This window comes from Thalassobacterium sedimentorum (assembly GCF_031127905.1).
Lineage (GTDB): Bacteria > Verrucomicrobiota > Verrucomicrobiia > Opitutales > Coraliomargaritaceae > Thalassobacterium > Thalassobacterium sedimentorum.
Genome location: NZ_JARXIC010000002.1, coordinates 209,856 through 233,361, shown reverse-complemented (window position 1 = coordinate 233,361; position 23,506 = coordinate 209,856). Strand labels below are relative to the sequence as shown.

Genomic DNA, 23,506 nt, shown 5'->3' with positions numbered 1-23,506 from the left:
GCAAATTATATAAGTTTTGATTATTTTATTGAATCAATATTTCTACTGCAGATGACTGGACTATCAAGTTCGCGCGCGCATATTGCGAATTGTGGTGCATCCGAATCAGACTATATTAACGCGACTTCAGGCTGAGGCAGAAGCCTTAGGCTTTCATTCCATCGGTGTGTCGGCGGTGCCGCTTCAGCTGCGTTACGAATATTATGCACAATGGATTGCCGAAGGCAAGCATGGCACGATGGCCTGGATGGAGCGCAATAATGATCGGCGTATGTACCCAGAGCGACTGATCCCCGAGCGTGAAGCTAAGTCTATCATCTCTTTAGCACTCAATTACTATCAGCCGGATCCGGAACGAGGTTATCGCGTCGCTAAATACGCACTGGGTGATGACTATCATAATTTTATGCTGCGCCGTCTGAAGCGACTTTGTCGTATTTTACGCGAGGACTATGGTGGTGAACAGCGCCCTTACGTGGATACTGGCCCTCTTTTGGAAAAACCCATCGCGGAGTCTGCGGGATTGGGATGGCAGGGCAAAAGCACGATTCTCATTGAACCGAAGCGAGGCACTTGGAATTTTTTGGCGAATATCGTGACGACATTGGACTTGCCCACGAGTACGCAGCAGAAAGACCGCTGTGGTAACTGTACGCGTTGTCTTGATGCCTGCCCGACGCAGGCGATCACCGCGCCGTATCAACTTGATGCGACTAAGTGTATTTCTTATCTGACAATTGAGCACGACGGTGCGATCCCTGTTGAATATCGCTCGGCCATTGGCGATCGACTCTATGGCTGTGACGAGTGTTTGGATGTGTGCCCTTGGAATAAATGGGCGGTGCCGACTGTAGAGCCAAAATTTGCCATACGCGAGTTACCAAGCTTAGGCGAAATGCTACTCTGGGATCAGGCGACCTTTTCCGAACGGATGCAGGGGTCGCCACTGCGGCGTCTTAAATTGCACCGTTTTAAGCGCAATATATGCGTGGTCCTGGGGAATGTTGGCGTCGCGGCGGATCTAGTGGCGCTTGAGAAGGTCGTGCTGGATGCTGATCCGATGCTGGCTGAGCATGCCAGTTGGGCAATTCGTCAAATCACTGATCGAAATTAGGTGGTGAGGGGAATATAAACTTGTTTCATCATCTAGGAAGGGTTAGAGGCTTATTTTAGAGATGAATCGAGGACATTTATATATTGTGGGAGCATTTTTGGTGGGCGGTTCACTTTTACTTCTATTCGTGGTGCCGGCCGTGTTGGGCGGCGCGGGGCAAAACCTTACAATCGTGGCACCTGGGGACGCAAAGGAATCCCCAATTGTAGCAGAATCTGTTATTGAGGAGAGCTTAAACATGTCAGCTTCTGAATGCGTCGATTAGGAATGGTTGGGGGCTCGAGCCGTCGACGGCTAGCTGCCCATTTTCATCAACACGATGCCGAGTAATAGGAAGAGAATGCAGATCGCTTTAGGTTTAAAATTGACTTCTTTGTGCAGGAATATGCCACCAAGGAAGGTAACGACCACCGCGCCGCGACGGATGGGGGAAATGACCGCAATGAGTGCGTCTTCTTGTGCGATGGCAGTGAAGTAGAGGAAGTCGGCTGAGAGCAGCAGCAGGCCGATCATTGGGATAGACCAGCGCCATTCGAAGTGCCCGCGTGGCCATGCCCCACGTAACCAGAGTAGGTAGAATGGTGCCATGACCACGACTAGATACAACGAGAACCACGCTTGTACGGTGGCGGGTCCGATGAGTGCGCTTTGCAGTAGGAATTTGTCGTAAATCGCGCTACAAGCACCAATGAGGGTTGCCGCGAGCATGAAACCGATCCATTTATCGCGGGAAAAGTAGATGCCCTCTAGTTTTCCAACAAAGGAAAATGCGTAGAAAGCGGCTAGCACGATGATGATGCCGACCCACTGCCAAGGGCTCGGGCTTTCGCTCATGAGAAAGACTGCCAGCAGAATCGTCCAGAGGGGACCTGTTGCGCGGATCGGCCCAGCGATGGAGAGCGGTAAGTTTTTGAGTGCGAAATATCCGAATATCCACGAACCTGCGACCAGAGCGGACTTTAAAAAGAGCAGTACGTGTTCGTGCGCTTGCAGAGGAGTGACTAGAAACTGTGTTGATGGGAAGCTTTGAGGTGCTAGGTGCGACCATAGCACGAACGGTAACCAGGTAACCCCGCTTGTCAGAATTCCGAAAAAAAGCACCGGTAAGACTGCATTGTCACGCAGGGCGTGCTTTTTGGCCAGATCATAGAGACCAAGTAGAAGGGCGGAACAGATACTGAGTGCGATCCAAGACATCGATGGTGTGGTGTTAAGCCGCTTGTTTGCGTCATGTTATTTCACGAGGATAAAGGTAATTAACGGTTGAGCGCATTCTTATACGATCAAAATGCTTCGTTGCGCAATGCGAGGTCGGTTTTTATTGCGATCCTAGTTTGAATCGTAAATATCGGCTGATTACTTCTGCTACTTTTTATTATGAAAGATACTTTTATTAGCTCTGAAGGCCGTATCGGCCGATTCGTTTTCACTCTTCGCATTGTGTTGCTGGTTCTGTTGACCCTTGGGGTGACTAAAGTGGCGATTGATTATTTCAACCATTGGCATCATGGAAATTACAGCCCTTTGGGCGCATTTTTTGGTATTGTGATTGCCCTGATCTGCTCGATGGTGGGGTTGATGCAGCTCCTCAAGCGCCTGCGTGATATGGGGCGGCCAGCTTATTGGACGCTTTTCATGTTGGTTCCCGGTGCAAATTTGCTGGTGCTGCTTTACGCCGCTGTCGCGCCTTCGAAGTCTAACTAAGCGTATTGAGTGCGTCTAGATTGGATGCACTCTTCTGATGGAGCCGCTATCTATTGTTTGGGCTTGAATTTTATTTAGGCCCTAGAGCGAAGATTTTTTTAATACAGAGACGACGATCGGCAGGTTCTCGCTGATTAAATGCGATTGCTGCCATTTCGCGTAAATATAGGCATTGACCGTAAAATAGCTATACCCTTTATTCACCCGCTTTTTCCTGTGCGGCGTTCTTTCTCGCCGACCTAATTCAACACACATACACACCGTGAAAACCGACGTTCAAGAAATCAACGCAACTCGCAAAACTATCGCAGTCACAGTCACTTCTGAAGAAGTGGCTGCGCAAGAAGCGAAACTTATTAAGGACTACCAGCGTCAAGCTAAGATTCCCGGCTTTCGCCCCGGCAAAGCGCCAGAGAGCATGGTACGCACGCGATTCGCAAAAGATCTAAAACAAGAACTTAAGCAGCGAGTGATTTCTCAAGCCCATCAATCGGGTGTTGCGGGGGCTGATTTCGAAGTCTTTACAATCGTCGAACTGGATGAAGGTGAGATTGCCGCTGGACAAGATGCTGTAGTGACTTTCACCGTAGACGTCATTCCAGAATTTGAAGTTCCAGCCTATGAAGGTCTCAAGGTCACTAACACACCGACTGAAGCCACTGAGGAGGAAGTGACTAAGATGTTGGATCAGATTCTTAGCCAACGTGCTGAGTTCAATGTTGCCGAGAAGGCCGCGGAAAAAGGGGATTATGTACAGTGCGGCTATGAGGGTAAAATAGGTGACGAGCTCGTTGCTGATTTGGTACCTGATTCACCCATGTTCGGAACCCAAAAGGTGACGTGGGAAGAAGCTGGTTCTGAGGATGCACCTGGAGTGCGCGCCGTTGTCGACGGGCTCATTGGCATGAAAGCGGGCGATACTAAGGAAGTCACTATGGAATTTCCGGAAGATTTTCAGCCTGAGGCCTTGGCGGGAAAGACTGCAGTTTACAGTATTGAGGCTAAGGAAGTGCGTGAGAAAGTTATGCCCGAGATGGATCAAGCCTTCTTTGATAGCCTTCAAGTTGCTGATGAGGCGGAATTACGCACTAAGATCGCTGAGAATATTGAGAACCAGAAGAAACAACAGAATGCAACTTCTGAACGCCAGCAGATCACTGAGGAGTTGCTCAAGGCTGTTGATTTTCCAGTTCCTGAGAGTGGCGTAGAAGGAGAGACGGAAGCGGTGTTGCGAGATTTTATGCAGCGTAACATGCAGCAGGGAGTCTCGGCAGAAGAATTTGAAAAGCATAAGGACTCCTTGCATGAAGGTGCACGTAAGGCGGCACATGATCGTCTCAAATCACGCCTGATTCTGACGAAGATCGCCGAGAAGGAAAAGATCAAGGTCGAGAACGAAGATTTCAGCCGTATGATTATGATGGAAGCGCAGCAGTCGGGACAAAATCCAGAAAAATTGGTCAAAGAACTGCAGAAAGATCAGAATCGGATCAATCAAATGCGTCGTGATATCATTTTAGGGAAAACCATGGATCTGCTGGCAGAGAAGGCCGAGCGTGAAGTCGTCGCTGTACCTGTGGGGGCGGATGCCGCAGACGCCTAGTGCTTCCTGCGTCGGTTCCTGGAAGACACGGACTTATGGTGCACTTGAGCGTGTCGTGTGCCCTATGTTTCGATAGCGCTTGTCAATTATTGTGAGTGCAGCATCGTCTGAGTGCTGCACTTGCTTAATTGACGGAAATCAGTCTTTCAATTATCTGCGACACTGCAGAAACTTCAAAAGCATTTGATATTCGACACTTGGCCTATAGGGTAAGTGCCTTCTTATCAATTTATTCAGAAACCAACTAATTACACTGTGAGCTACGTACCACTTCCAACTGTCTATGAACGCGAGGGGCGCACTGAGCGTGCCTGGGATATCTACAGCCGTTTATTGCGGGATCGCATTATCTTTATCGGCACGCCAATTAACGACTTTGTTGCCAATGCTGTGATTGCGCAAATGCTCTTCCTACAGATGGAAGATCCTAAAAAGGATATCAGCCTCTACATTAACTCGCCAGGGGGCAGCGTGACGGATGGCATGGCTATTTACGATACGATGAACTTTCTCCAGTGTGACACCGTCACATATTGCGTGGGGCAGGCTGCAAGTATGGCGACTTTGTTGTTGGCTGCAGGAACTAAAGGGAAGCGTTATGCGCTACCGAATAGCCGCGTGATGATGCACCAGCCTACCGGTGGTGCGACTGGCCAGACTTCTGATATTTCCATTGCTGCGCGTGAAATCTTGCGCTGGCGTTCACGCATGAATGATTTAATTGCCAGCCACACCAACAAAACGGCTGAAGAAATCGCGGCTGATTCCGATCGTGATTTTTATCTGACAGCAGAAGACGCTTTGGCCTACGGCATTGTCGATAAGGTTATCGAGGCCAAGCCCATCGGGTAATCGGTGCCGTTTCCGGGGCCTCTTTGCCCGCTTCCCTTTACACTTTCAATTTTTATATAGATTATGGCTAAGTCCACACGAATGACTTTCTGCTCCTTTTGCGGAAAAGCACAAAACGAAGTTCGCAAAATGATCGCCGGTCCTGCTGGTGTGCACATCTGCGACTCGTGTGTCTCAGTGTGTAAAACCATTATCGATCGCGAGTTGTCGGAAGCGAATGAGACGCCTAAGACAGAGGCGACAGCATCCAGTGGACACTTTAATCTACTCAAACCCGCTCAGATTACCGCTGCGCTGGATGAGCATATTATTAGTCAGGACTATGCGAAACGAGCCTTAGCGGTGGCCGTATATAATCATTATAAGCGATTGCGTTCTGAGTCGCGTATTGAGCAGGCGAGTGGTTTCGAGGAGCTGGACGGTGAATACGATGACGTTCAGATTGAGAAGAGTAATATTTTGCTGTTGGGACCGACTGGAAGTGGTAAGACACTGCTCGCTCGCACAATGGCTAAAATGTTGGACGTGCCTTTTGCCATCGCTGATGCCACGACTTTAACTGAGGCTGGTTATGTCGGGGAAGATGTTGAGAATATCGTTCTGCGTCTGCTTCAGTCTGCCGAGTATGATGTTAAAAAGGCAGAATGTGGCATCATATATGTGGATGAAATCGACAAAATTGGGCGTAAGACGGACAACGTCTCGATCACCCGCGATGTTTCCGGTGAGGGGGTGCAGCAAGCGCTGCTTAAAATTCTGGAAGGCACAGTTTGTAATGTCCCGCCACAAGGGGGGCGCAAACATCCCAACCAGGAGTATATTCAACTCGATACTTCCAACATTTTGTTTATCTGTGGTGGGGCATTTGTTGGCCTGGATAAGATCGTGCAGAATCGGGTTGGTTCGAAAGCAATGGGATTTGATACGGAGCGTAATCGTCATCAGAATGAGGTGCCTGTTAGTGAATTACTGCGTGAGACGCAGCCGGAAGATCTTGTGCATTTTGGTATGATTCCCGAGTTCATCGGTCGTCTGCCCATGGTTGCTGTACTGGATGAGCTTTCCCGCTCTGATTTGGAACACATTTTGCAAAACACCAAGAACTCTTTGGTGAAGCAATATCGTAAGCTTTTTTCAATGGAAGGTGCGGATTTGCACTTTACGCGTGACGCTGTCGCTGCAATTGCAGAAAAGGCGATCGAGCTTAAGACGGGTGCCCGAGCGCTGCGTTCTATAATGGAGCGTATCATGCTGGATGTCATGTATGAGTTGCCGCAAACGGAAAACGTCGAGAAGGTTGTGATCAATCGCGGCGTAGTCGAAGGTCGTAGCAAGCCTAAGTTACACTTAGGTAAAGGAGATGCGAATGGGAAGGCGGAGAAAGAAAAAGTGAAGGACCGTTCCAAACTAGATTCCGGGGACTCCCCCGCGGACGCAGCTTGAGCTCTTTCTTGCTCTCAGGTGCTGATGATCCTCAGCTGATCCCCGACTTGGGGCATTGGGATGAATCTGTGCTAGGCCTGTCCTCTTCGGAAATATTCGAAGTGCATTAACTTCACTTTGCGCTCTTGTGTTTTTACGAAGACTGAGGTATTTTCTGTACTATGATCGATCTCGTAAAGAAAACTATGTTGGCTGGTATTGGCGTGGCCGTCGTGACGAAGGATAAAGTTCTGGAATCACTTGATGAGTTGGTAGAAAAAGGAAAGTTAACTAAAGACGAGGCCTCCGCGATGTCGGATAAAATCGTTTCAGAAGGACGTCAGGAAACTGAAAAAGCAAAGGTTGAGGCCAGCAAATTGTTTAATGAGATGCTGCACCGGGCCAACGTGGTGACGAAGGATCAATACGATGCGCTTGCTGCCCGTGTGACTGCACTCGAAGGAAAGCTGCACAAAGAGTTTCCGAATGGGGACTGAGGTTGCCTCGCGCGACTTTTTTATAGGGCCTTCACCTGTGAGGCCGTGTCGTGCTAGCGGACTTCACTCGCGAAGCTCCGGCAGGATCTTTTACCTAATATATGAAACCCTTTAACTATTTAGCGAATGCAGTGCGGGCGCCCGAAATTGTGGCGATTCTCGTGCGTTGGGGTTTTGAAGATTTATTGCTGCAGCTGGATACGCCCCAGTTCCTGCTTAAAAACTTAGTACGTAAAAAAGTTACCCATCTTTCTGCATACGAGCGTATGCGCAACGCCTGTGAAGAGCTGGGCCCCATTTTTGTTAAGTTTGGACAAATCCTCAGCACGCGGCCCGATCGACTCCCTGAGCCATTGGTGATGGAGTTCAAGAAATTACGTAGTGATGTTGAGACGCAACCTTTCGAGAAGATCAAGCCGGTTGCATTGCGGGAACTGAGTTGTGAGCTGGAAGATGTCTTTGCGGAGTTTGATCCGCATCCCATTGCGGCGGGTTCTTTGGGACAGGTATATCGTGCGAAGCTTATTTCGACAGGTGCCGAGGTTGCGGTTAAAATACAACGTGCTGAAATACATAAGACGATTTCGGCAGATATGGAGATTATTGGCTGGTTTGCGAAGCAAGTACATGCACGCATTGAAGAACTGCGCCCCTATAATTTTCCCTCATTAATTCGTGAGGCCGAAAAACGACTGGAGGAGGAACTCGATTATCGGAACGAGGCTGATAACGCCGAAATTTTCATTGCTCTGAATACGGAGCAACCCCATGTCTTTGCGCCAAAGGTTTACCGTGAACTGACTTCGCGTCGACTTTTGGTTACAGAGTGGGTGGATGGCTTTGCGCCGGATCAAATTACGCTTGCGACGGAAACCGCGGAACGAGTGGCACGCTTAGGCGGTGAGTCTATTTTTCACCAGATTGTGGGGACTGGATTTTTTCATGCTGACCCCCATCCCGGGAATATGTTAATTACCGCAGACCATAAAATATGCTTTATTGATTGGGGGCAAGCCGGGCAGATTACCATGCAGATGCGTTTTTATCTGGCGGATTTATTTGGAGCGATTACTGAGCGTGATGCTGATAAAGTGATTCGAGTCGCCGAGGCTATGTCGATTGATAATCGACGTATTGATCGTCGTCGTTTGGAAAAAGAGATTACCTTCCTGCTCAATAAGCACCGTAAATTCGGTCCTACTGGTACTAAAATGGGGACTGTTGGTTTAGAAATGCTCTATCTACTTGGTCGTAACGGTATTGAAGTGCCGGCTGATTATGCCTTGCTGTCTAAATCAATTCTTTGTGTGGAAGAGACGGCTCGCCTGTTGGACCCGAATTTTGATATTCAGAAAGTAGCGCGACCTTATCTAGTCAAACTTAACAAGGAGCGATGGAGCTTTTCCAGTATTCAGCGTCAGACTTTATTTCCTATGCTCAATATGTTTCGCAGCATGCAACGCATTCCGGAAAATATGCAGCGCATTCTGCAAAAGGTCGAAGACGAAAAACTGCAGATTAATTTTCATCATACTGGAACGGAGAATATCGAAGAGACTATTACTGCCTCGATGAATCGTTTGACAGTGGGTATTATTATCGGATCCTTATTGATGGGATCTTCCTTAGTGATCACTACGGGCGTGACACCTTTACTGTGGGGCTATCCTGCCATCGGAATTGTTGGCTTTTTGGTTTCTGGATTGTTGGGCATTTATATTGTAATTTCTACCTTACGAAAGCACCATTAGACGATTGCTTGTGCTTCAGCTTTCGTAAGTGTGGTGCCCGGATTAATGCGCGGTGGAGAGTACCGTTTCTATCGCTCCGCAGAGGGTGTCTTTATCAATGGGCTTAGCGAGAAAGTGCTCACCGCCACTTTGATAGAAGCCCTTTTTGGATTCTTTTTGCGAGACCATGGCGGAGACAAAAATGATCGGGATGTGCTGGGTCGCTTGGCGACTGCGTAGCTGTAGGGCCACATCGCCACCGTCAGCTTCAGGCATGACAACATCAAGTAATATAATCTCTGGCTCAAAAGTCTTGGCAGTTATGAGCGCTTTGCGACTCTCGTTGAGTGTTTCGACGATGTAGTTGCCTGTGTCTTCTAGATTGAGCTTAACCATGCGGGTAAAGGAAGGCTCATCGTCGATGACCAAGACACGTCTGGCATCTTTGGCGGTGGGGTTTTTACGTAATTTAATCATCTAGTCATTATCGGTTGCGGCGGGGAGTACGATGCGTACGCAGGCGCCTGGTTTTTCTTTGCGGTTTTGCAGAGTTATCATGCCATGGTGCATTTCAATTATGCTGCGGGTGACTGAAAGGCCGAGCCCGGTGCCTTCGTTTGTCGCTTTGGTTGAATAGAAGGGTTCAAAGGCCTTACTTAGCGCGTCCTTGTTGAGTCCTTGACCGGTGTCCAATACTTCAATGACGACCACCCGGTCGCCAATACGAAAGAGTTCAGTCATTGCGCTCGATACATTGGAACCAGCGCTCTTTACCTGCATGGAATTTGTGCGAATGGTGAGCTCGCCACCTTTTTGCATGACAGATATCGCATTGAGAAAGAGGTTGATAAACACTTGCTCCATTTTGGAGGCATCCAAGCGCACCGGCTCAATTTCATCGCTGAGGACTTCTTGAACTTTAATACAGGCCTCGTTGAAGTTGTGACGCATTAATCCTAACACCCGAAGTATGATCTCGTTGATATTGGCGGGCTCCATATCTATTTTGTGAGGAGAGGAGTAATCGAGCAGTTCAAAAATTACCTGATTGGCTTTTTGCACCGCCGCTCGCATGTCGCGAATAATTTGTAGCATCTCTTCGGGGCCATCGATTTGATGCTCGAGATATTCGGCTCCTAAACTAACCACGCTGAGAGGATTTTTGACCTCATGCGCGACGCCAGCAGCTAAACGGCCAACAGTTTTTAGTTTTTCCGCTTCAATCAATTGTAGCTTCGTCGCTTCCAAGGTTTGAATGGTCGTCTTTAATTTGCGCTCGGCTAATTTTTGTTGGGTAATATCCAGAGAAATGCCGACTAAGCCGATGCAGTGACCTGAGTCGTCACGTAAGGGAACCTTATTGGTCAGCAACCAGAGCTCTGTGCCGTCTGTGCGCTGGCGATAATCGACCATGTTTTCAATTCCATGTTCGCTCGCCATTATTTGAGCGTCCATAGAGGAAATACGTTTGGCTTCTTGCTGTTCGAAAAAGTCATACAGCGTTTTACCGATCACCTCGACCTCCGACTGTGCACCTAAATACTTGGCGTGGCGCCTGTTGACAACTAGGTAGTGCCCCGCCAGGTCTTTAACGAAGATGCCAGCTAGTGCATGTTCGATAATTGTTTTGAGCATGCTGCGTTCTTGGGCTAGAGTATCCTGTGCTTTTTTTAGCTCAGTAATGTCCCGTGAGATGCCCATCGTGCCGATGATGCTCTGTTGTTCATCCCGCAGGGCGACTTTGGTGGTGTTGACCCAGTTGAAATGACCATCTTCAAAGGTTTCTTTTTCTAATTTACCGATTAAAGGCTCACCAGTACGCAGAATTTCTTGCTCGTCGTTGAAGGCTTCTTGAGCGTGCTCTTTTGCGAAGAGGTCGAAGTCAGTTTTGCCGATAATACTTTCATAGCATTGGCCATAGATTGTCTCCATACGTCGATTGACCTTGGTAAAGCGACTGTTTCGATCCTTAAAAAAAATGGCGTCGGGAATCGCGTCCAGTAATGATTGTAAGCGGGCTTTTTCTTGTAAGAGAGCCTGCTCTTTATGTCGCCGACGAATTGCGTGGGTGATACGGATGGGGAGTTCTCCGTCGACTAAATGTTCGGCTAGAATGTAGTCATCCAAATGTTGAATTACATCTTTGTAGTGCTGCAGTTGCTCATGATTGTGACACAGCGCAATTAGCGCGACGTTGACTTGCAATTTGGAGACATAACGAATGATAGCCAAGGAGTGCTCCCTGGTTGCACGCATGTCGAGTAGAATGACATTGCAAACCTTGGAGAGATTCAAGCAGCGTAGCTCCTCTAAGCTCTGTATCTGGAGTAAATCGTAGCGATCTGCATTATCACGCTCCAAATGTGCACGTAGCACCGCCTCCTCAGATTGGTCGGGGCTGAGAAGTATCAGCTTTCGGGGGAAGCCCGGGAGGTGATGTTGTGGGTGGGGCAGAACATAAATATATTACGTTTTTTAGCGAATAGAACAAGTGTCATTTACAGATTATTCACCAGTAAATGACAGGTCGCTGATGTTAGCGAATTTTTTCGGGCAGTTGCTGAACACGATCGCGCAGTCGCTCCATAGTCGCGGCATTTTGGCTGGTGTTGAATTGGTTGCCGAGTTGAGTGATGCCGCTGGCGAGAAAGTCGTCGATAACGACGGCGTGTTCCGAATCGGTCAGAATGCCAATGAATTGACTATTTTTGGTAAAGGCGAGATCGCCGCGCGTTGATGCAAAATCAGCGAATAATTGTCCCAGTGCCGGTCGATCCATTTTGAGAAAGCGTTCGCTTTCGGTCAAACGCCGAAAGCCTGTGCGGCCGAAGTTACTTTCATCGTTTTTAACTAAAACGGCTTCCTCCCAGCGCTCTGGTTGGAGGGCCAGGGGGAAGGTTTCTAGTCCAGAATTATCGACGAGCGACTGCGGTAAGGGGATGAAGAGTATGCGAGGATCGGTGCTGAGAAAGCCGATTTGACTGACAGGAAAACGGCGATTGCCTAGCGTTACTTCTAGGCTGGCTGCGAGTAGATTATTGGCATTCTTATTGAAGGCGAACGGTGAGTTCGCGCTGTGAGTGACGAGGTAATTGGCCCCATTGGAGTCGGTTATAAGAATACTCTTGCTCTCGTAGGTACGTACATTCTCTGCTCCAAATAGGCCGGCTTCGGTTGCCGTGAAACGTAGGTTGGCACGATTGTTCTGAAAACGAGTAAAAATTTCACTCATGGTTTGTGGGCGAGCGGCTTCAATTTCTTTTTTAATCGCTTCAGAGGCCTGAGTGAGGGTGGAGACGCCCTGGCCGAGTTGACTCATTCCAGCACCTAGTTGAGAGACGTTTTCGGTTAGGCGGTCGGCACGAGCGAAGGCTTGTTCTTTCTCTCGTTGTAATTGCAGTTTTTCGGCCTGTTCCGCAGTTAGGTTCTGTTCTAGTAAGCGGCGTTCTGCTTGAGCGACTTCGAGTTGGCGATTCAGCTTCTCACGTTCGGCTGCTAGTGTCGCTTTTTCTTCTTCCGCAGCTTTGAGTGCGGCTTCGCGTTCGGCCAGCATGATTTCACGGGCGATGAGCTCTTCTTCCGTCTTGCTGAGCTTTTCTTTGGCAACGGAGCTTTCTTCTTTTAACTGTCCCAGAGTGGACACGAGCGAGACTTGTTCTGTTTTGGCGGCTTCGAGTTGGGTGCGGGTGCTGTCGAAACGTTGAGCGAGTTCGCTACGTTCGGCTTCCAGACGTGCTTTTTCCGCGCTTAGGGCTGCTTGTGCGGCTTCGATCTCGGCTTTCGTTTGCTCGAGTTCCTGTGCCTTGGCAGTGGTTGCATCCAGATTGGATTGGGTGGCGGCGAGCGCGGCTTCGCGTTCTGCAAGTAAGCGTGCTTTTTCCTGTAAGGATTCACGAGTCTCGGTCAGGTCTTCAGTCAGATTCTGGCGTGAATTGAGCTCCGACTGCAGCGATTCTTCCAAGAGCGAGATAAGCTCGGCTTCCGCAGTGGCAGAGGCGGCTGTGACGTCGAGGCCTACTTCCGGTTTTTCTTCGGGTGGATCGAAACGTGCCAAGGCGAGCATGCTCAGAAGCAAGAAGTCGCATATGACGAGCATGAGTGTTTTGTTCATAAATTAAGAAAAGTTAGCAAATCAATGGAAGGAGTCCGGCTGGAGCTCAGGATCTTGTGAAATCGTGTATGTGAATGTGTTGAACTCTTGTGAGTGACCTCTGTGGTCGAAGTGATTACAGCTCAATGTTCTTCATCAATGCACCATTGGCATCTGCAGTTTCTGAGTTGGCTTGAATGATCAGATGACGACGGTAAGGACGTAAATTGAGCACTTTTAGAATCGCAACAAAGAGGATGCCGAAAAGAGTCGAGGCATAGGCAGCCATCAGGCTGGCTTCGACAATACCCACGGCGACAAGAATGAGTGAAAGTACGGTGCCGCCCAGACCGACATAGAGACCGAAGTCGAAGAGGTTTTCTTCGTTCTCAAGCAATTTGATTTTAAGTGAGGCGCTGAGTTTTTGTTTGGCTATTTCTTTTAGCTTAATCAGGCAGAAGCAGTAGATGATTAATTGCGCGATAAAGAAGAGCGCGAGTACGAGTAGGGTGACTTGATTGAGTTCTTGCATGGCTTTTACAGGTGATTTTAGAGAGTTAAGTGTGTCGGCGACGACAAATTCAATGCGTGGTGCAGAGTCGGTTTCGCTTTCAGTGTTTTTGGATTTGAGTATCCCAGGTTCGAAGCAGGCCCATAGAGTGAGTGCGACGATCAGGCTTGTGAACACATTGCGAGCGATTATCGAGGGCGTACTACGCTCAACTGCTTTGATTTCACTCAAGCTGGCACGCCACGCAGCTCCCATTGCGAGCGCAAAGGCCAGGCCGGCACTCATGAATAGGCTGGCTTTGACTGTGAGTGCTGCGGTTCGATTGGTTTGACTCAGTTCGATCACACTCTGTGGGCGGTAGCTTGAGGTCAGTTCCAATAGTTGATTCAGTAGTTGTGTCGGGCGAAATATAGGCAGTGCTTCCGCCAGTAGTTGTTGCGTCGCGGCAGGGCCATTTTTTAGAGCTGTGTCGAGGTCGTTGTTGCCAGTTTCAGGGTTCTTTGCGAGGTAGTTGTAGAGAGAATCTGGATTGCCCGCAAATCGTAGTGCGGCGTATAGAGCATCGATTCGGTCTGGTTGTGCCCTAAAGAGAGTGCCCATCCGCCCCCAATCAGCCAGACTGCCTGTGATACTAGCCAAGTCGGCTAATGAGCGATGGTCGAGTTGGCGCCCGAGTGAGAGGGTGGCGATGGCAAAATCTTCCAGTGCGTGCACCGCGGTCGGTGTGCCCAGTTTGGCTTGTGCAGCTGTTTGCCCGATCTGTTGTGCGAGTGTTGGACTGAAGTGTCCGCCCTCGATTAATAGGCTGAGAGTTAGAATGCCCGCGTCGTAAGGCGCGCCGGCTGCGTGACTGGCGGGATGCAGACGAATTAGACCAGGTAGGTCGCGAGCATCAAGCAGGGCCGCGACGTTGGCATTGCTTGATTCTTTTAGCATATTGCTGAGGGAGGCACGCTCGCTGCGAGGTAGTAATTGTGGCAGTAGCGCTAAAGGTTCGATTTCAGTGCTGGGTGCGAACTGTATTAGGGCTAAAAAGTCTTCGAAGCTGCGGTCCGGGCCACCACTGGCACGTAGGCTTGGGTATTGTTCTACTAATGCTTGGATTTGCGCTTGGTAAGCTTGTGCAACTGTAGGGGACACTTGAGTGGCATTTAGAATGCGCAGGGTCGAACCCGTGTGTGCAGAGCTGATGGTTTCGTCGAGCACCGCTCGGACCGCACGACCATTTTGGGCATTGGATTCGATCACTACGAGGTCGATCGAGCGTAGGTGCGAGGGAATGAGCAGGGCCGCCGTCGCGAATAGGAGCGCGATGACTAGCAGGGTGCTTGTCTTAATTAGAGCCAACATGAGTCAAGTGAGTCACGAAAATGGGTGCTTTCGTTCCGCTGGCAACCCTACAAAGTTTTTGTGCGCCTGTAAATATTAGGCTGCGGTTCGAGAGGCGTGTCGATCGGGGTGGAATCTCTCTTGATTTCGATTTGCCTGTGTCGCTGCTAGATATTGACTCTGTGAGATGGACGTACAACAGGTAAAAGCATATTTTGATTCGGAGGGTGTCGTGGACTACTACGCGCAAGCTGCGGCCGATCTGGGGCTTTGGGCGTCGGAGGAGAAAATTTTCACGCGTGTCTTTTCGCCGCAGGATTCGCTGCTAGAATTGGGCTGTGGCGCGGGGCGTATTACGCTTGGTTTGTATGAGCTGGGCTACCGGAATGTGTTGGCTACGGATTATTCGCGCAGTATGGTGACGCAGGCGCGCGAGTTGGCTAAGCGTCTGGAGTATGCGATGCACTGCCGGGTGTGCGATGCCACGCAGTTAGAGTTCGAGGATAATCTGTTTGATGGCGCGATTTTTGGTTTTAACGGTTTGATGCAGATCCCGCAGCTCGCGCAGCGGGAACAGGCCTTGCGGGAAATTTTGCGGGTGATTCGTCCGGGCGCTTGGTTTGTTTTTACTTCGCATGATCGTGAGCGTTCGGCGCATCGCGACTTCTGGGAGGCTGAAAGCCTGCGCTGGGAGTACGGCACAGAAAAGGCGGAGTTGGATGACTTTGGCGATCGCACTGAGGCGACCGATCATGGGGCGCACTTTATGCATGTGCCGACCGTGGCCGAGATGCAGGCGCTGCTGGCAAAAGTGGGCTTCCGTGTCGAAGCTTCTGTCATGCGCAGCGAACTGGGCCAAGAGTCTGCGCAGGTGGAAGCCTTTTCTGATGATTGCCGCTTTTGGGTGGTGCAGAAGCCGCAGGGCTGAAACTTGAGGCGTGAGGGCGGAGGACTTTAGGGCGGGGACTCGAGGGCGGGGACTTGAGGGCGGAGGCTAGATGAGGCCGGCTTCGTTGAAACTGTAGTAGCCGAGACCCTGCGGGTCGTGGGCTTTGTGCCCGACGATGACGTGGTCGTGCAGGTCGATGCCGATGACTTTGGCGGATTCGCGCAGTTGGCGTGTGACTTGTATGTCGGCGCGGCTGGGGGCTGGATCGCCGCTGGGGTGGTTGTGCACGGCGATGATGGCTGTGGCGCCTTGCTTGATGGCCTCGCGAAAGACTTCACGCGGGTGCGCCAGGCAATTCGTAGCCGTCCCTTTGGTCACTTCTTCACGCTTGATTAGGCGGTTCTTGCGGTCGAGGCAGAGCACCCAAAAGCGTTCGATTTCTTCGCCCGCGACTAATGGACGAAAATGGCGGGCAACCATGGCCGAGCTGTCGAAGATGACCTCGTTGCCCATGTCTTCGGTTAAGATGCGCTTGGCGAATTGCATCACGGAGATCAGCTGCAGTGCCTTCACTTTGCCGATGCCCCGTATCTGCTGAAAATCCTTGGCAGCCCAGCGCAGTAGATGCGTGAGGCTGCCAGCCTTGTGGAGCAGTTCTTCAGACATGCTCACCACATCCACACCAGGAGGGCCGCTGCGTAGGATCATCGCTAGTAATTCGCGGTCGCTGAGCGCTTCCACTCCAAGCTTTTCCAAGCGCTCTTGCGGACGCTCGCTCGCCAGCATGTCTTTGATACGGCGATTGCTTGAATAAATGACACTCATGATCTTATATGTGAACGCTAGAGCACTATCTGATTTTTGCAACACGAAATTTGCAGTGGAATTTCTGAATAAACCGTGCAAGTTCCCCTGCGTGCGATTTACACCTCAAAAACCGAGCCTCTTTGGCGAAACTCTCGAAAGCCTGAAAACGCAGATTGAAGCGGCGGGCTATAAGGGCTTTCGTGCCAAGCAAGTCATGGAGTGGCTTTATAAAAAGCGCGTCGATTCCTGGGATGCGATGACGAATCTGCCCAAGGATTTTCGTGCTTGGTTGGATGACACGTTCATCTTGTATCCGACGGCGCCTGTGATCGATAAGCGCTCCAATGATGTGACCCAGAAGCTGTTGCTGGAGCTGGAAGACAAGTCCTTGATTGAAACGGTCTTGATTCGCGCGCCGCAGACGGGAGTGGGGCAGGAAAATTCGCGCAAGACAGTCTGTGTGTCGATCCAGGTGGGCTGTGCGTATGGTTGTAAATTTTGTGCCTCCGGCTTGGCGGGCTTTCGTCGCAATCTGATGGCTGCGGAGGTGGTTTCGCAATTGATGCATATCTGCCGTCGCGAGGACGCACATACGGATCGCGCTCGTGAGGAGATTGCCTCCTTTGATAATATCGTGTTCATGGGCATGGGCGAGCCTCTCTCGAATTACGATACGCTGGTGCGCACCATCCGTATTTTGAATGCGGACTGGGGCCTGAATTTTGGGGCGCGCCGTATCACGGTGTCCACTTCTGGGCTGGCGCCGCAGATTTTGAAGCTAGCTGAAGAGGGGATCGCAGTGCGGCTCGCGATCTCGCTGCATGGGGCCACGAATGAGGTGCGGCAGCAGATTATGCCGGTCAATAAAAAGTACCCGCTGGAGGAATTGATCCCTGCGGCCAAGGCCTTTCAACAGCGTCATGGCCGTATGTTGACGCTTGAGTTTATTCTCATCGAGGGCGTCAACGATAGCATGGAGCAGGCGCGTGAATTGGCTAAAATTGCCCGCGAGCTTCACGCTCACGTGAATTGCATTCCTTATAATACAGTGGAAGGCTTGCCGTGGAAACGCCCCAGTGTGCCCCGCCAGGACGCCTTTGTGGAGGCGCTGCGTAAGGCGAAAGTTTCCTGCACGATCCGTCGCGAGAAAGGCCACGATATCGAGGCGGCCTGTGGTCAGCTACGCCTTAAGACTGAGAAAGAGCGCAGCGAAAGGGCTTGAGTTAGGCCTGGAGCGAGTCGACTACATGAAGTAGCGCACGTAAGCTTCGTTGCGCACGTCTTGCAGCCACTTTTCTTGCGTCTCGCGGGCGATCTCGCCGATTAATACGTTTTCAATAATATCTCGCACCTGCGCAATCGGCTGGATCATTTCGTCCCGTTTCTTTTCCGCGTAGAGAATAAAGATGGTGCCATTGATTTCTACGGGCTGGCTATAGCTACCTTCCTGTAGTGAGAAGGCGACGTCGCTGAGTTCCTTGCGGATGTCTTTGCGTTCAATCCAGCCCCAGTCGCCTCCGTTGCGGCTCATTTCATCTTGACTGTACTTGCGTGCCATATCGCCGAAGTTAGCGCCGCTATTTAGCTCATTCATGACTTTATTTGCGGTTTGACGTAGCGTCACCAGACCCTCGTCTGCGATGGGGGTGAGGATGATTTGGCGCAGGTGCAAAGATTCGGATTGGTAGAAGCGAATCTTGTTTTTGACGTAGAATTCCTCGATTCGCTCAGGGCTGACTTCCGATTGAGAGCGGCGAGTGTCTTGGCGCATTACGTTGACTACTACACGCTTATAAATGTCTTTGCGGAAGTCGCGAGCGGTTTCTCCGCGCGCTCGTAGATACTCCAGAAAGCGACCTCGATCGCCACCGAAGTCGCGTTGAATGACGTCATCATATTCCTGCTCAATATAGGAGGGGGGGATCATGATCCCTTTTTCTTCGGCCGCCTTTACGATGATGATGCGGTCGATCATATTTTGCAGAACTTCTTTACTGAGATCGTCGACGCGTTTGGAGAATTCTTGAGCATTCTTTGATTCCACTCGCAGTCTTGGAATGATGGGCTCAAGTTCACGGCGTAGTTCTTCGACTGTGATGATTTCTCCTTCCGCCATGGCGGCGATTCCATTCCCCAAACGAAGTAGTTCCGGGTCGGCATCATTTTGCGCATGCAGACTGGTCTGGAGCAGGCCGATGGAGAGAATTAGAGTGCTCAGGTTGAGAAGGTGCTTCATAGATGTGCGCGGCAGTAAATTATAGGTGAATGCTGGCAACATAGAAGCGCTCTCTAAGCGGTCAAGCGGTATATCTTGTGAGTAGCTGGGCTGCGAATCATTGAAACTGAAGCCCGTGCGAGTCCAGGGGGGGCTTCATGAGTCGCTGTGACCAGTTTTATTTTGCGGACTTGGCCAGTGCGTCTTTCACCTGCTGGGTAATGGTGCCCCATTCTTTCGCTTGGATCTGCGCTTTGGTGGCGAGCCATGTGCCACCGATGGCGAAGACCTCGGGTAGCGAGAGGTAGTCGTTCATGTTGTCGAGCGTCACGCCGCCTGTGGGGCAAAATTTAATGCCCAGGTTTGCGTAGGGTGCGGCCATTGCTTTGAGCAGCTTGGGACCGCCCGCTGCGCCTGCGGGGAAAAACTTGAGCGAAGTGCAGCCTGCTTTGACGGCGGCTTGGATGTCGCTGGGCGTCATGATGCCGGGGATGAAGGGCACCCCTTGTTGCTTGAAATAAGCGATCGTTTCCGGATCGGTGCCCGGTGCGAGGCCAAACTTACTGCCGGCATCGATCGCGCGCTTGGCTTGCTCGGGCGTCACCACGGTGCCAGCGCCGACCTGCATTTCTGGGAAGGCCTTCGCGATGCGCTCAATGGATTCCGCTGCAGCCGCGGTGCGGAAGGTGACTTCGATAATGTTGAGGCCACCGGCCAGCAGCGCTTCGGCGAGTGGTTCGGCGTCGTTGGCATCGTCGAGCACGATGACAGGGATGACAGGGGATTTCTGTAGATCAGACATGGGGGAACGTTGAACATCCAAGGTCCAACTTTGAATTTTGAATGAGAGATTTTAGAAACTAGATTTGAGTGCTGAAGCAAGGTTCAGCATTGGACGTTGGAAGTTCAACGTTCGATGTTCTCTAGCGATCCACGCGAGCGCCGCCGCCGGCTTTGATCTTTTTCACTTCCTTGAGCGAGGCCATGGTGGTGTCGCCGGGAGTGGTCATGGCGAGGGCGCCGTGCACACAGCCGTAGTCGACCGCTTCCTGGGGATCGTTTTCGGAAAGGAAACCGTAAATCAGGCCCGAGGCGAAACTGTCGCCGCCGCCCACGCGGTCCATGATCTCCAATTCCGGGAACTGCATGGACTCGTAGAATTCGCCGTCGTGCCAAACCATGGCGGCCCAGTCGTTGACAGTGGCGGTTTTGACTGCGCGCAAGGTGGTTGCAGTGGCCTTGAAGTTTGGGAACTGCTTGATGGCGGTGCCGATCATCTTTTTGAAGGCTTCCACTGGGATGTGGGAGATGTTCTCGTCTACGCCCTCGACCTCGAAGCCGAGGCAGGCGGTGAAGTCTTCTTCATTGCCGATCATCACGTCGACATATTGTGCGATTTCGCGATTCACTTCCTGGCACTTGGCGAGGCCGCCGAAGTCTTTCCAGAGTGATGGGCGGTAGTTCAAATCGTAACTGACGATGGTGCCGTGCTTTTTCGCACACTTGACTGCTTCCAAGACGACGTCTGGCGTGGTGGCGCTGAGCGCTGCGTAGATGCCGCCAGTGTGGAACCACTGTGCGCCGCGCTTGCCGAAGATCTCTTCCCAGTCGATGTCGCCGGGCTTGAGCTGGCTGGCGGCGGTGTTGCCGCGGTCAGGGCAGCCGACAGCACCACGGATGCCGAAGCCGCGCTCGGTGAAGTTCAGGCCGTTGCGCACCTCGCGGCCGATGCCGTCGTATTCCACCCATTTGATGAAGTCAGTGTCGACGCCGCCTTGTAGAATGAAGTCTTCTACCAAGCGACCGACAGGATTGTCCGCAAACGCAGTGACCACCGCGGTCTTCAGACCAAAGCAGCGACGCAAGCCGCGGGCGACATTGTATTCGCCGCCGCCTTCCCAGGCTGTAAATTGACGCGTGGTGTGGACGCGGCCTTCGCCGGGATCGAGGCGTAGCATCACCTCGCCGAGCGAGATGCAGCCGTATTCACATGAGTCAGGGGATTTGATATCGATAGCCATAAGAGAACTAGTTGTGGGGACATTGATTGCAGCCGTGCCTCTACTTTCGAAAGGACGACCGGGATTGTGTAAAAACGATCAACATACGCCGCAGGCCTTTAAGATAAAAATTGCATATTCCTAGAAAGATTTGCACTTTTGCGCAAATGGCACGCAGGAAGCATATTTTGATGGTTTTGGGCAGTTACGACCAAGCCGCGCATGAAGGCATCGCACGTTATGCGGGGCAGCATGGCTGGCACTTGGACGTCAGCATTCTCAAGGATTTTCAGCTGCCCGAGCACTGGAAGGGCGACGGCATCATTACCTCGCTGAATTTCAGTCGTCAGCTGGAAGAATTTGTTTTGAAAGCCGATGTGCCGACGGTCGACCTGTCGATCTGGCGCGAAGACATTGATCTGCCCCGGGTGGCTGCGGACAATACCGCGCTGGGGCACCTCGGTGCGGAGCATTTTATAGCACTCGGGCACCAGAACTGCGCCTGGTTCGGGCTGGCGATCAACCCAGTCAGTCGTACCCGCTATCAGGCGTATCGTGACACACTGGCCGCTGCCGGTATTGATTGTGTGCGACTCGATACCGTCAAGGCGCAGGATCCCGTTTACATCACACAGCGCTTGCTGGATTTACCCAAGCCCTGTGCCATCTACACTAAAAGCGATTACGATACCGCCTGGTTGGCGCACCTCTGCCATGAAGCCGGACTGCGCATTCCCGACGACGTCGCACTCTTGGGGGCGGATGACAACGCACTGATCTGCGAGAGTCAGTGGGTCACGCTCTCCAGTGTGCGCTACGATCTTGCGCGCATCGGCTACGAAGGAGCCGCCATGTTGGATCAAATCATAAAGGGCGAGCCCCTCGCGGAGCGCCTCAAGTTGATCCCCCCGCAAGGCATCACCGTGCGCCAAAGCACCGATGCCTTGGCCGCCACCGACCCGCTGGTCAGGCAAGCGCTGGCTTACATCGCTACTCATTTGCGCCGTTCCATCGGCACCCTCGAAATCGCCGAGCACCTCGGGGTGAGTCGTCGCCTCTTAGAGCTACGCTTCCGCAATCAAATGCACAGCAGCATACGCGAATACTTAATCCGCAGCCGCATCGCTGAAGCGCGCAAACTCCTCAGTACCACCCAAGAACCCATCGAAACCATCGCCGCGCTCACAGGCTTTTGTAACGCCCCGCATTTCAGTCGCAGCTTTAAACGCGACACCGGCATGACACCCACCAAGTATCGCACACAGCAAGCGCTGTGAAAATCATTATAGCCATGTTCAGAAGAAGTCTAAGAAAACACCTGATTGTGTAGAGAAGTCCACGAAGCGGTTTCGAGCGTCGGTTGTAGCGCGCCTCAACTCGAAATAGCTTCGCCAATTCGCTACAATTAAACGACAATTCACGAGTGATTTCCCATAAATATCTCAGCAAACTTCTGAAGATCGTTCTACCTGATTGAGCCAGGTAGCTGTAAGTTGGAGTAAAGTGGGTGTGCCCATGTGGATGTTCGGCTAAGCATGCGTTTACTTGAGCAGCTTTGTGGGGGACGTTGTTATCTAAAAGAGGGACATATCTAAAAGAGGGACATATCTAAAGAAGGGACAGTATCTAAAATAAGGGACAGGCTAAATAATGTTGACGAAATGCCGTGGTTGTGGCATTTTCATTTATATATGAGGACTCGAAGGACAAAGGTGAGTGGGAGCCGTGCCGTTTATCACTGTATGACTCGCACTGTGAATGGTGAGCGCTTGTTGCAGGACCGGGAGAAAGAGATTTTGCGTAAGATGCTGTGGCAAGTGGCTGAATTTTCGGGGGTTGAGATCTTAACTTATTGCATTATGTCGAACCACTTTCACGTGCTGGTGCGTGTGTTTGATGGGCAGGAGGTATCTGATGTCGAGCTGATGCGCCGCTATAAGATTCTTTACCCTAAGCCTACGAAGTATCAGGAAGCTTCGGTTGCTCAGATGGTAAAGACCCTTGAGGCGGGCGGTGAGGATGCAGAGGTCATTCGCCGGAAACTCCGCGCGCGAATGGGGGATGTTTCCGAGTTTATGAAGGCGGTGAAGCAGCGCTTCTCTGTGTGGTATAATCGCTCGCATCAGCGCTACGGCACATTATGGGCGGAGCGTTTTAAGTCGGTTCTTGTCGAAGGGAAGGGGAACCCGCTGCAAACGATGGCGGCCTATATTGATTTGAATTCTGTGCGGGCGGGGATCGTTGAAGATCCGAAGGATTATCGTTTTTGTGGCTATGCGGAGGCAGTCGCGGGCGATCAGAAAGCGCAAGAGGGCTTGCTTGGAGTTTGGAGGGATTATCTTGGCCAGAGGCAGAGCGGTGAGGCTGCAGTCTCGGGGGCTTTGAAGTCACATCGCTTGTTGATCTTTGGTAAACGGGCTGCGGAGTCTGGTTTGCCTGAGATGACGCGTCAGCAAGCTCTGAAGGTATTGGAGCAAGAGGATGGCTGTCTTAGTAAGCCTGCGATCCTGCGCTGTCGTGTGCGCTACTTTACGGACGGAGCCATTTTTGGCTCGCAGGAATTTGTCCATGGCTTCGTGGGGGCTTGGCAAATGGAGAAGGGCCGAAAGCACCCGCCGAAAGTGAATGCTCTACGGGGTGCCGATTGGGGCGATCTGTCTGTGATCAATGGGTTGAAGCGACAGGTCTTTGGTTAGGCCCTTCTCTCGTTCTTTGCAGCGAGGGGCCAGATGCTGTCTTCTCG

Annotated in this window: 20 protein-coding genes; 11 read left to right on the top strand and 9 right to left on the bottom strand. The window is 51.3% G+C overall.

The window, feature by feature from the left end; translation table 11 throughout:
* Positions 1 to 91: 91 nt before the first annotated feature.
* Positions 92 to 1,114 (top strand): tRNA epoxyqueuosine(34) reductase QueG, encoded by a 1,023-nt coding sequence (gene queG / locus QEH59_RS02020; protein ID WP_308983693.1) that lies wholly within the window; start codon positions 92 to 94, stop codon positions 1,112 to 1,114.
* A 294-nt stretch (positions 1,115 to 1,408) separates the two neighbouring features.
* Here the strand turns inward: queG and QEH59_RS02015 are convergent, their stop codons facing one another.
* Positions 1,409 to 2,311 carry an EamA family transporter gene (locus QEH59_RS02015; protein ID WP_308983692.1) on the bottom strand — a complete coding sequence of 301 codons (903 nt, stop codon included), beginning with the start codon at positions 2,309 to 2,311 and terminating at the stop codon, positions 1,409 to 1,411.
* Between the two features lie 180 nt (positions 2,312 to 2,491).
* On the opposite strand from QEH59_RS02015, the gene QEH59_RS02010 reads away from it, so the two are divergent.
* From QEH59_RS02010 to QEH59_RS01985, 6 genes are all read left to right on the top strand, one after another.
* A complete protein-coding gene (locus tag QEH59_RS02010; RefSeq protein WP_308983691.1) occupies positions 2,492 to 2,818 on the top strand; it encodes a DUF805 domain-containing protein in 327 nt (108 codons plus the stop codon).
* A gap of 262 nt (positions 2,819 to 3,080) precedes the next feature.
* Positions 3,081 to 4,421 carry a trigger factor gene (gene tig, locus QEH59_RS02005; protein ID WP_308983690.1) on the top strand — a complete coding sequence of 447 codons (1,341 nt, stop codon included), beginning with the start codon at positions 3,081 to 3,083 and terminating at the stop codon, positions 4,419 to 4,421.
* Positions 4,422 to 4,676: 255 nt separating this feature from the next.
* The gene (locus QEH59_RS02000) at positions 4,677 to 5,273 is read left to right on the top strand and encodes an ATP-dependent Clp protease proteolytic subunit (RefSeq protein ID WP_308983689.1); all 597 of its coding nucleotides are present in this window, start codon (positions 4,677 to 4,679) and stop codon (positions 5,271 to 5,273) included.
* A gap of 63 nt (positions 5,274 to 5,336) precedes the next feature.
* Positions 5,337 to 6,716, top strand: a complete 1,380-nt coding sequence (gene clpX, locus QEH59_RS01995; protein ID WP_308983688.1) for an ATP-dependent Clp protease ATP-binding subunit ClpX — start codon at positions 5,337 to 5,339, stop codon at positions 6,714 to 6,716.
* Between the two features lie 161 nt (positions 6,717 to 6,877).
* Positions 6,878 to 7,192, top strand: coding sequence for a phasin family protein (locus QEH59_RS01990; protein ID WP_308983687.1), 315 nt, complete (start codon positions 6,878 to 6,880; stop codon positions 7,190 to 7,192).
* A gap of 101 nt (positions 7,193 to 7,293) precedes the next feature.
* On the top strand, positions 7,294 to 8,943 hold the full coding sequence (locus tag QEH59_RS01985) for an ABC1 kinase family protein (protein WP_308983686.1): 1,650 nt from the start codon (positions 7,294 to 7,296) through the stop codon (positions 8,941 to 8,943).
* 42 nt (positions 8,944 to 8,985) lie between these two features.
* On the opposite strand, the gene QEH59_RS01980 is transcribed toward QEH59_RS01985, so the two are convergent.
* The 4 genes from QEH59_RS01980 to QEH59_RS01965 all read right to left on the bottom strand — a co-directional run bounded on the left by QEH59_RS01980 (position 8,986) and on the right by QEH59_RS01965 (position 14,873).
* Positions 8,986 to 9,399: a response regulator gene (locus tag QEH59_RS01980; RefSeq protein ID WP_308983685.1), complete on the bottom strand. Its 414-nt coding sequence runs from the start codon at positions 9,397 to 9,399 to the stop codon at positions 8,986 to 8,988.
* Entirely contained in the window at positions 9,400 to 11,298 is a 1,899-nt protein-coding gene (locus QEH59_RS01975; RefSeq protein WP_308983684.1) for a PAS domain-containing protein, read from the bottom strand.
* A 160-nt stretch (positions 11,299 to 11,458) separates the two neighbouring features.
* Positions 11,459 to 13,033, bottom strand: a complete 1,575-nt coding sequence (locus QEH59_RS01970) for a coiled-coil domain-containing protein (protein WP_308983683.1) — start codon at positions 13,031 to 13,033, stop codon at positions 11,459 to 11,461.
* 115 nt (positions 13,034 to 13,148) lie between these two features.
* A complete protein-coding gene (locus tag QEH59_RS01965; protein WP_308983682.1) occupies positions 13,149 to 14,873 on the bottom strand; it encodes a hypothetical protein in 1,725 nt (574 codons plus the stop codon).
* Positions 14,874 to 15,039: 166 nt separating this feature from the next.
* Between QEH59_RS01965 and QEH59_RS01960 the strand changes: the two genes are divergently transcribed.
* On the top strand, positions 15,040 to 15,780 hold the full coding sequence (locus QEH59_RS01960; RefSeq protein ID WP_308983681.1) for a class I SAM-dependent methyltransferase: 741 nt from the start codon (positions 15,040 to 15,042) through the stop codon (positions 15,778 to 15,780).
* 66 nt (positions 15,781 to 15,846) lie between these two features.
* Here the strand turns inward: QEH59_RS01960 and radC are convergent, their stop codons facing one another.
* Positions 15,847 to 16,566 carry a RadC family protein gene (gene radC, locus QEH59_RS01955; protein WP_308983680.1) on the bottom strand — a complete coding sequence of 240 codons (720 nt, stop codon included), beginning with the start codon at positions 16,564 to 16,566 and terminating at the stop codon, positions 15,847 to 15,849.
* A 91-nt stretch (positions 16,567 to 16,657) separates the two neighbouring features.
* Between radC and rlmN the strand changes: the two genes are divergently transcribed.
* Positions 16,658 to 17,770 carry a dual-specificity RNA methyltransferase RlmN gene (rlmN, locus tag QEH59_RS01950; RefSeq protein ID WP_308983679.1) on the top strand — a complete coding sequence of 371 codons (1,113 nt, stop codon included), beginning with the start codon at positions 16,658 to 16,660 and terminating at the stop codon, positions 17,768 to 17,770.
* 21 nt (positions 17,771 to 17,791) lie between these two features.
* On the opposite strand, the gene QEH59_RS01945 is transcribed toward rlmN, so the two are convergent.
* From QEH59_RS01945 to QEH59_RS01935, 3 genes are all read right to left on the bottom strand, one after another.
* On the bottom strand, positions 17,792 to 18,784 hold the full coding sequence (locus tag QEH59_RS01945; protein WP_308983678.1) for a peptidylprolyl isomerase: 993 nt from the start codon (positions 18,782 to 18,784) through the stop codon (positions 17,792 to 17,794).
* A gap of 157 nt (positions 18,785 to 18,941) precedes the next feature.
* Entirely contained in the window at positions 18,942 to 19,565 is a 624-nt protein-coding gene (locus tag QEH59_RS01940; RefSeq protein ID WP_308983677.1) for a bifunctional 4-hydroxy-2-oxoglutarate aldolase/2-dehydro-3-deoxy-phosphogluconate aldolase, read from the bottom strand.
* Between the two features lie 121 nt (positions 19,566 to 19,686).
* Complete coding sequence (locus tag QEH59_RS01935) at positions 19,687 to 20,784, bottom strand: PfkB family carbohydrate kinase (protein WP_308947931.1); 1,098 nt, start codon at positions 20,782 to 20,784, stop codon at positions 19,687 to 19,689.
* A 146-nt stretch (positions 20,785 to 20,930) separates the two neighbouring features.
* Here QEH59_RS01935 and QEH59_RS01930 point away from each other — a divergent pair, with 146 nt between their 5' ends.
* Together QEH59_RS01930 and QEH59_RS01925 are read left to right on the top strand one after the other, a co-directional pair.
* Positions 20,931 to 22,040, top strand: coding sequence for an AraC family transcriptional regulator (locus QEH59_RS01930; protein WP_308983676.1), 1,110 nt, complete (start codon positions 20,931 to 20,933; stop codon positions 22,038 to 22,040).
* 414 nt (positions 22,041 to 22,454) lie between these two features.
* Positions 22,455 to 23,459 (top strand): transposase, encoded by a 1,005-nt coding sequence (locus QEH59_RS01925; RefSeq protein ID WP_308983675.1) that lies wholly within the window; start codon positions 22,455 to 22,457, stop codon positions 23,457 to 23,459.
* Positions 23,460 to 23,506 lie beyond the last annotated feature (47 nt).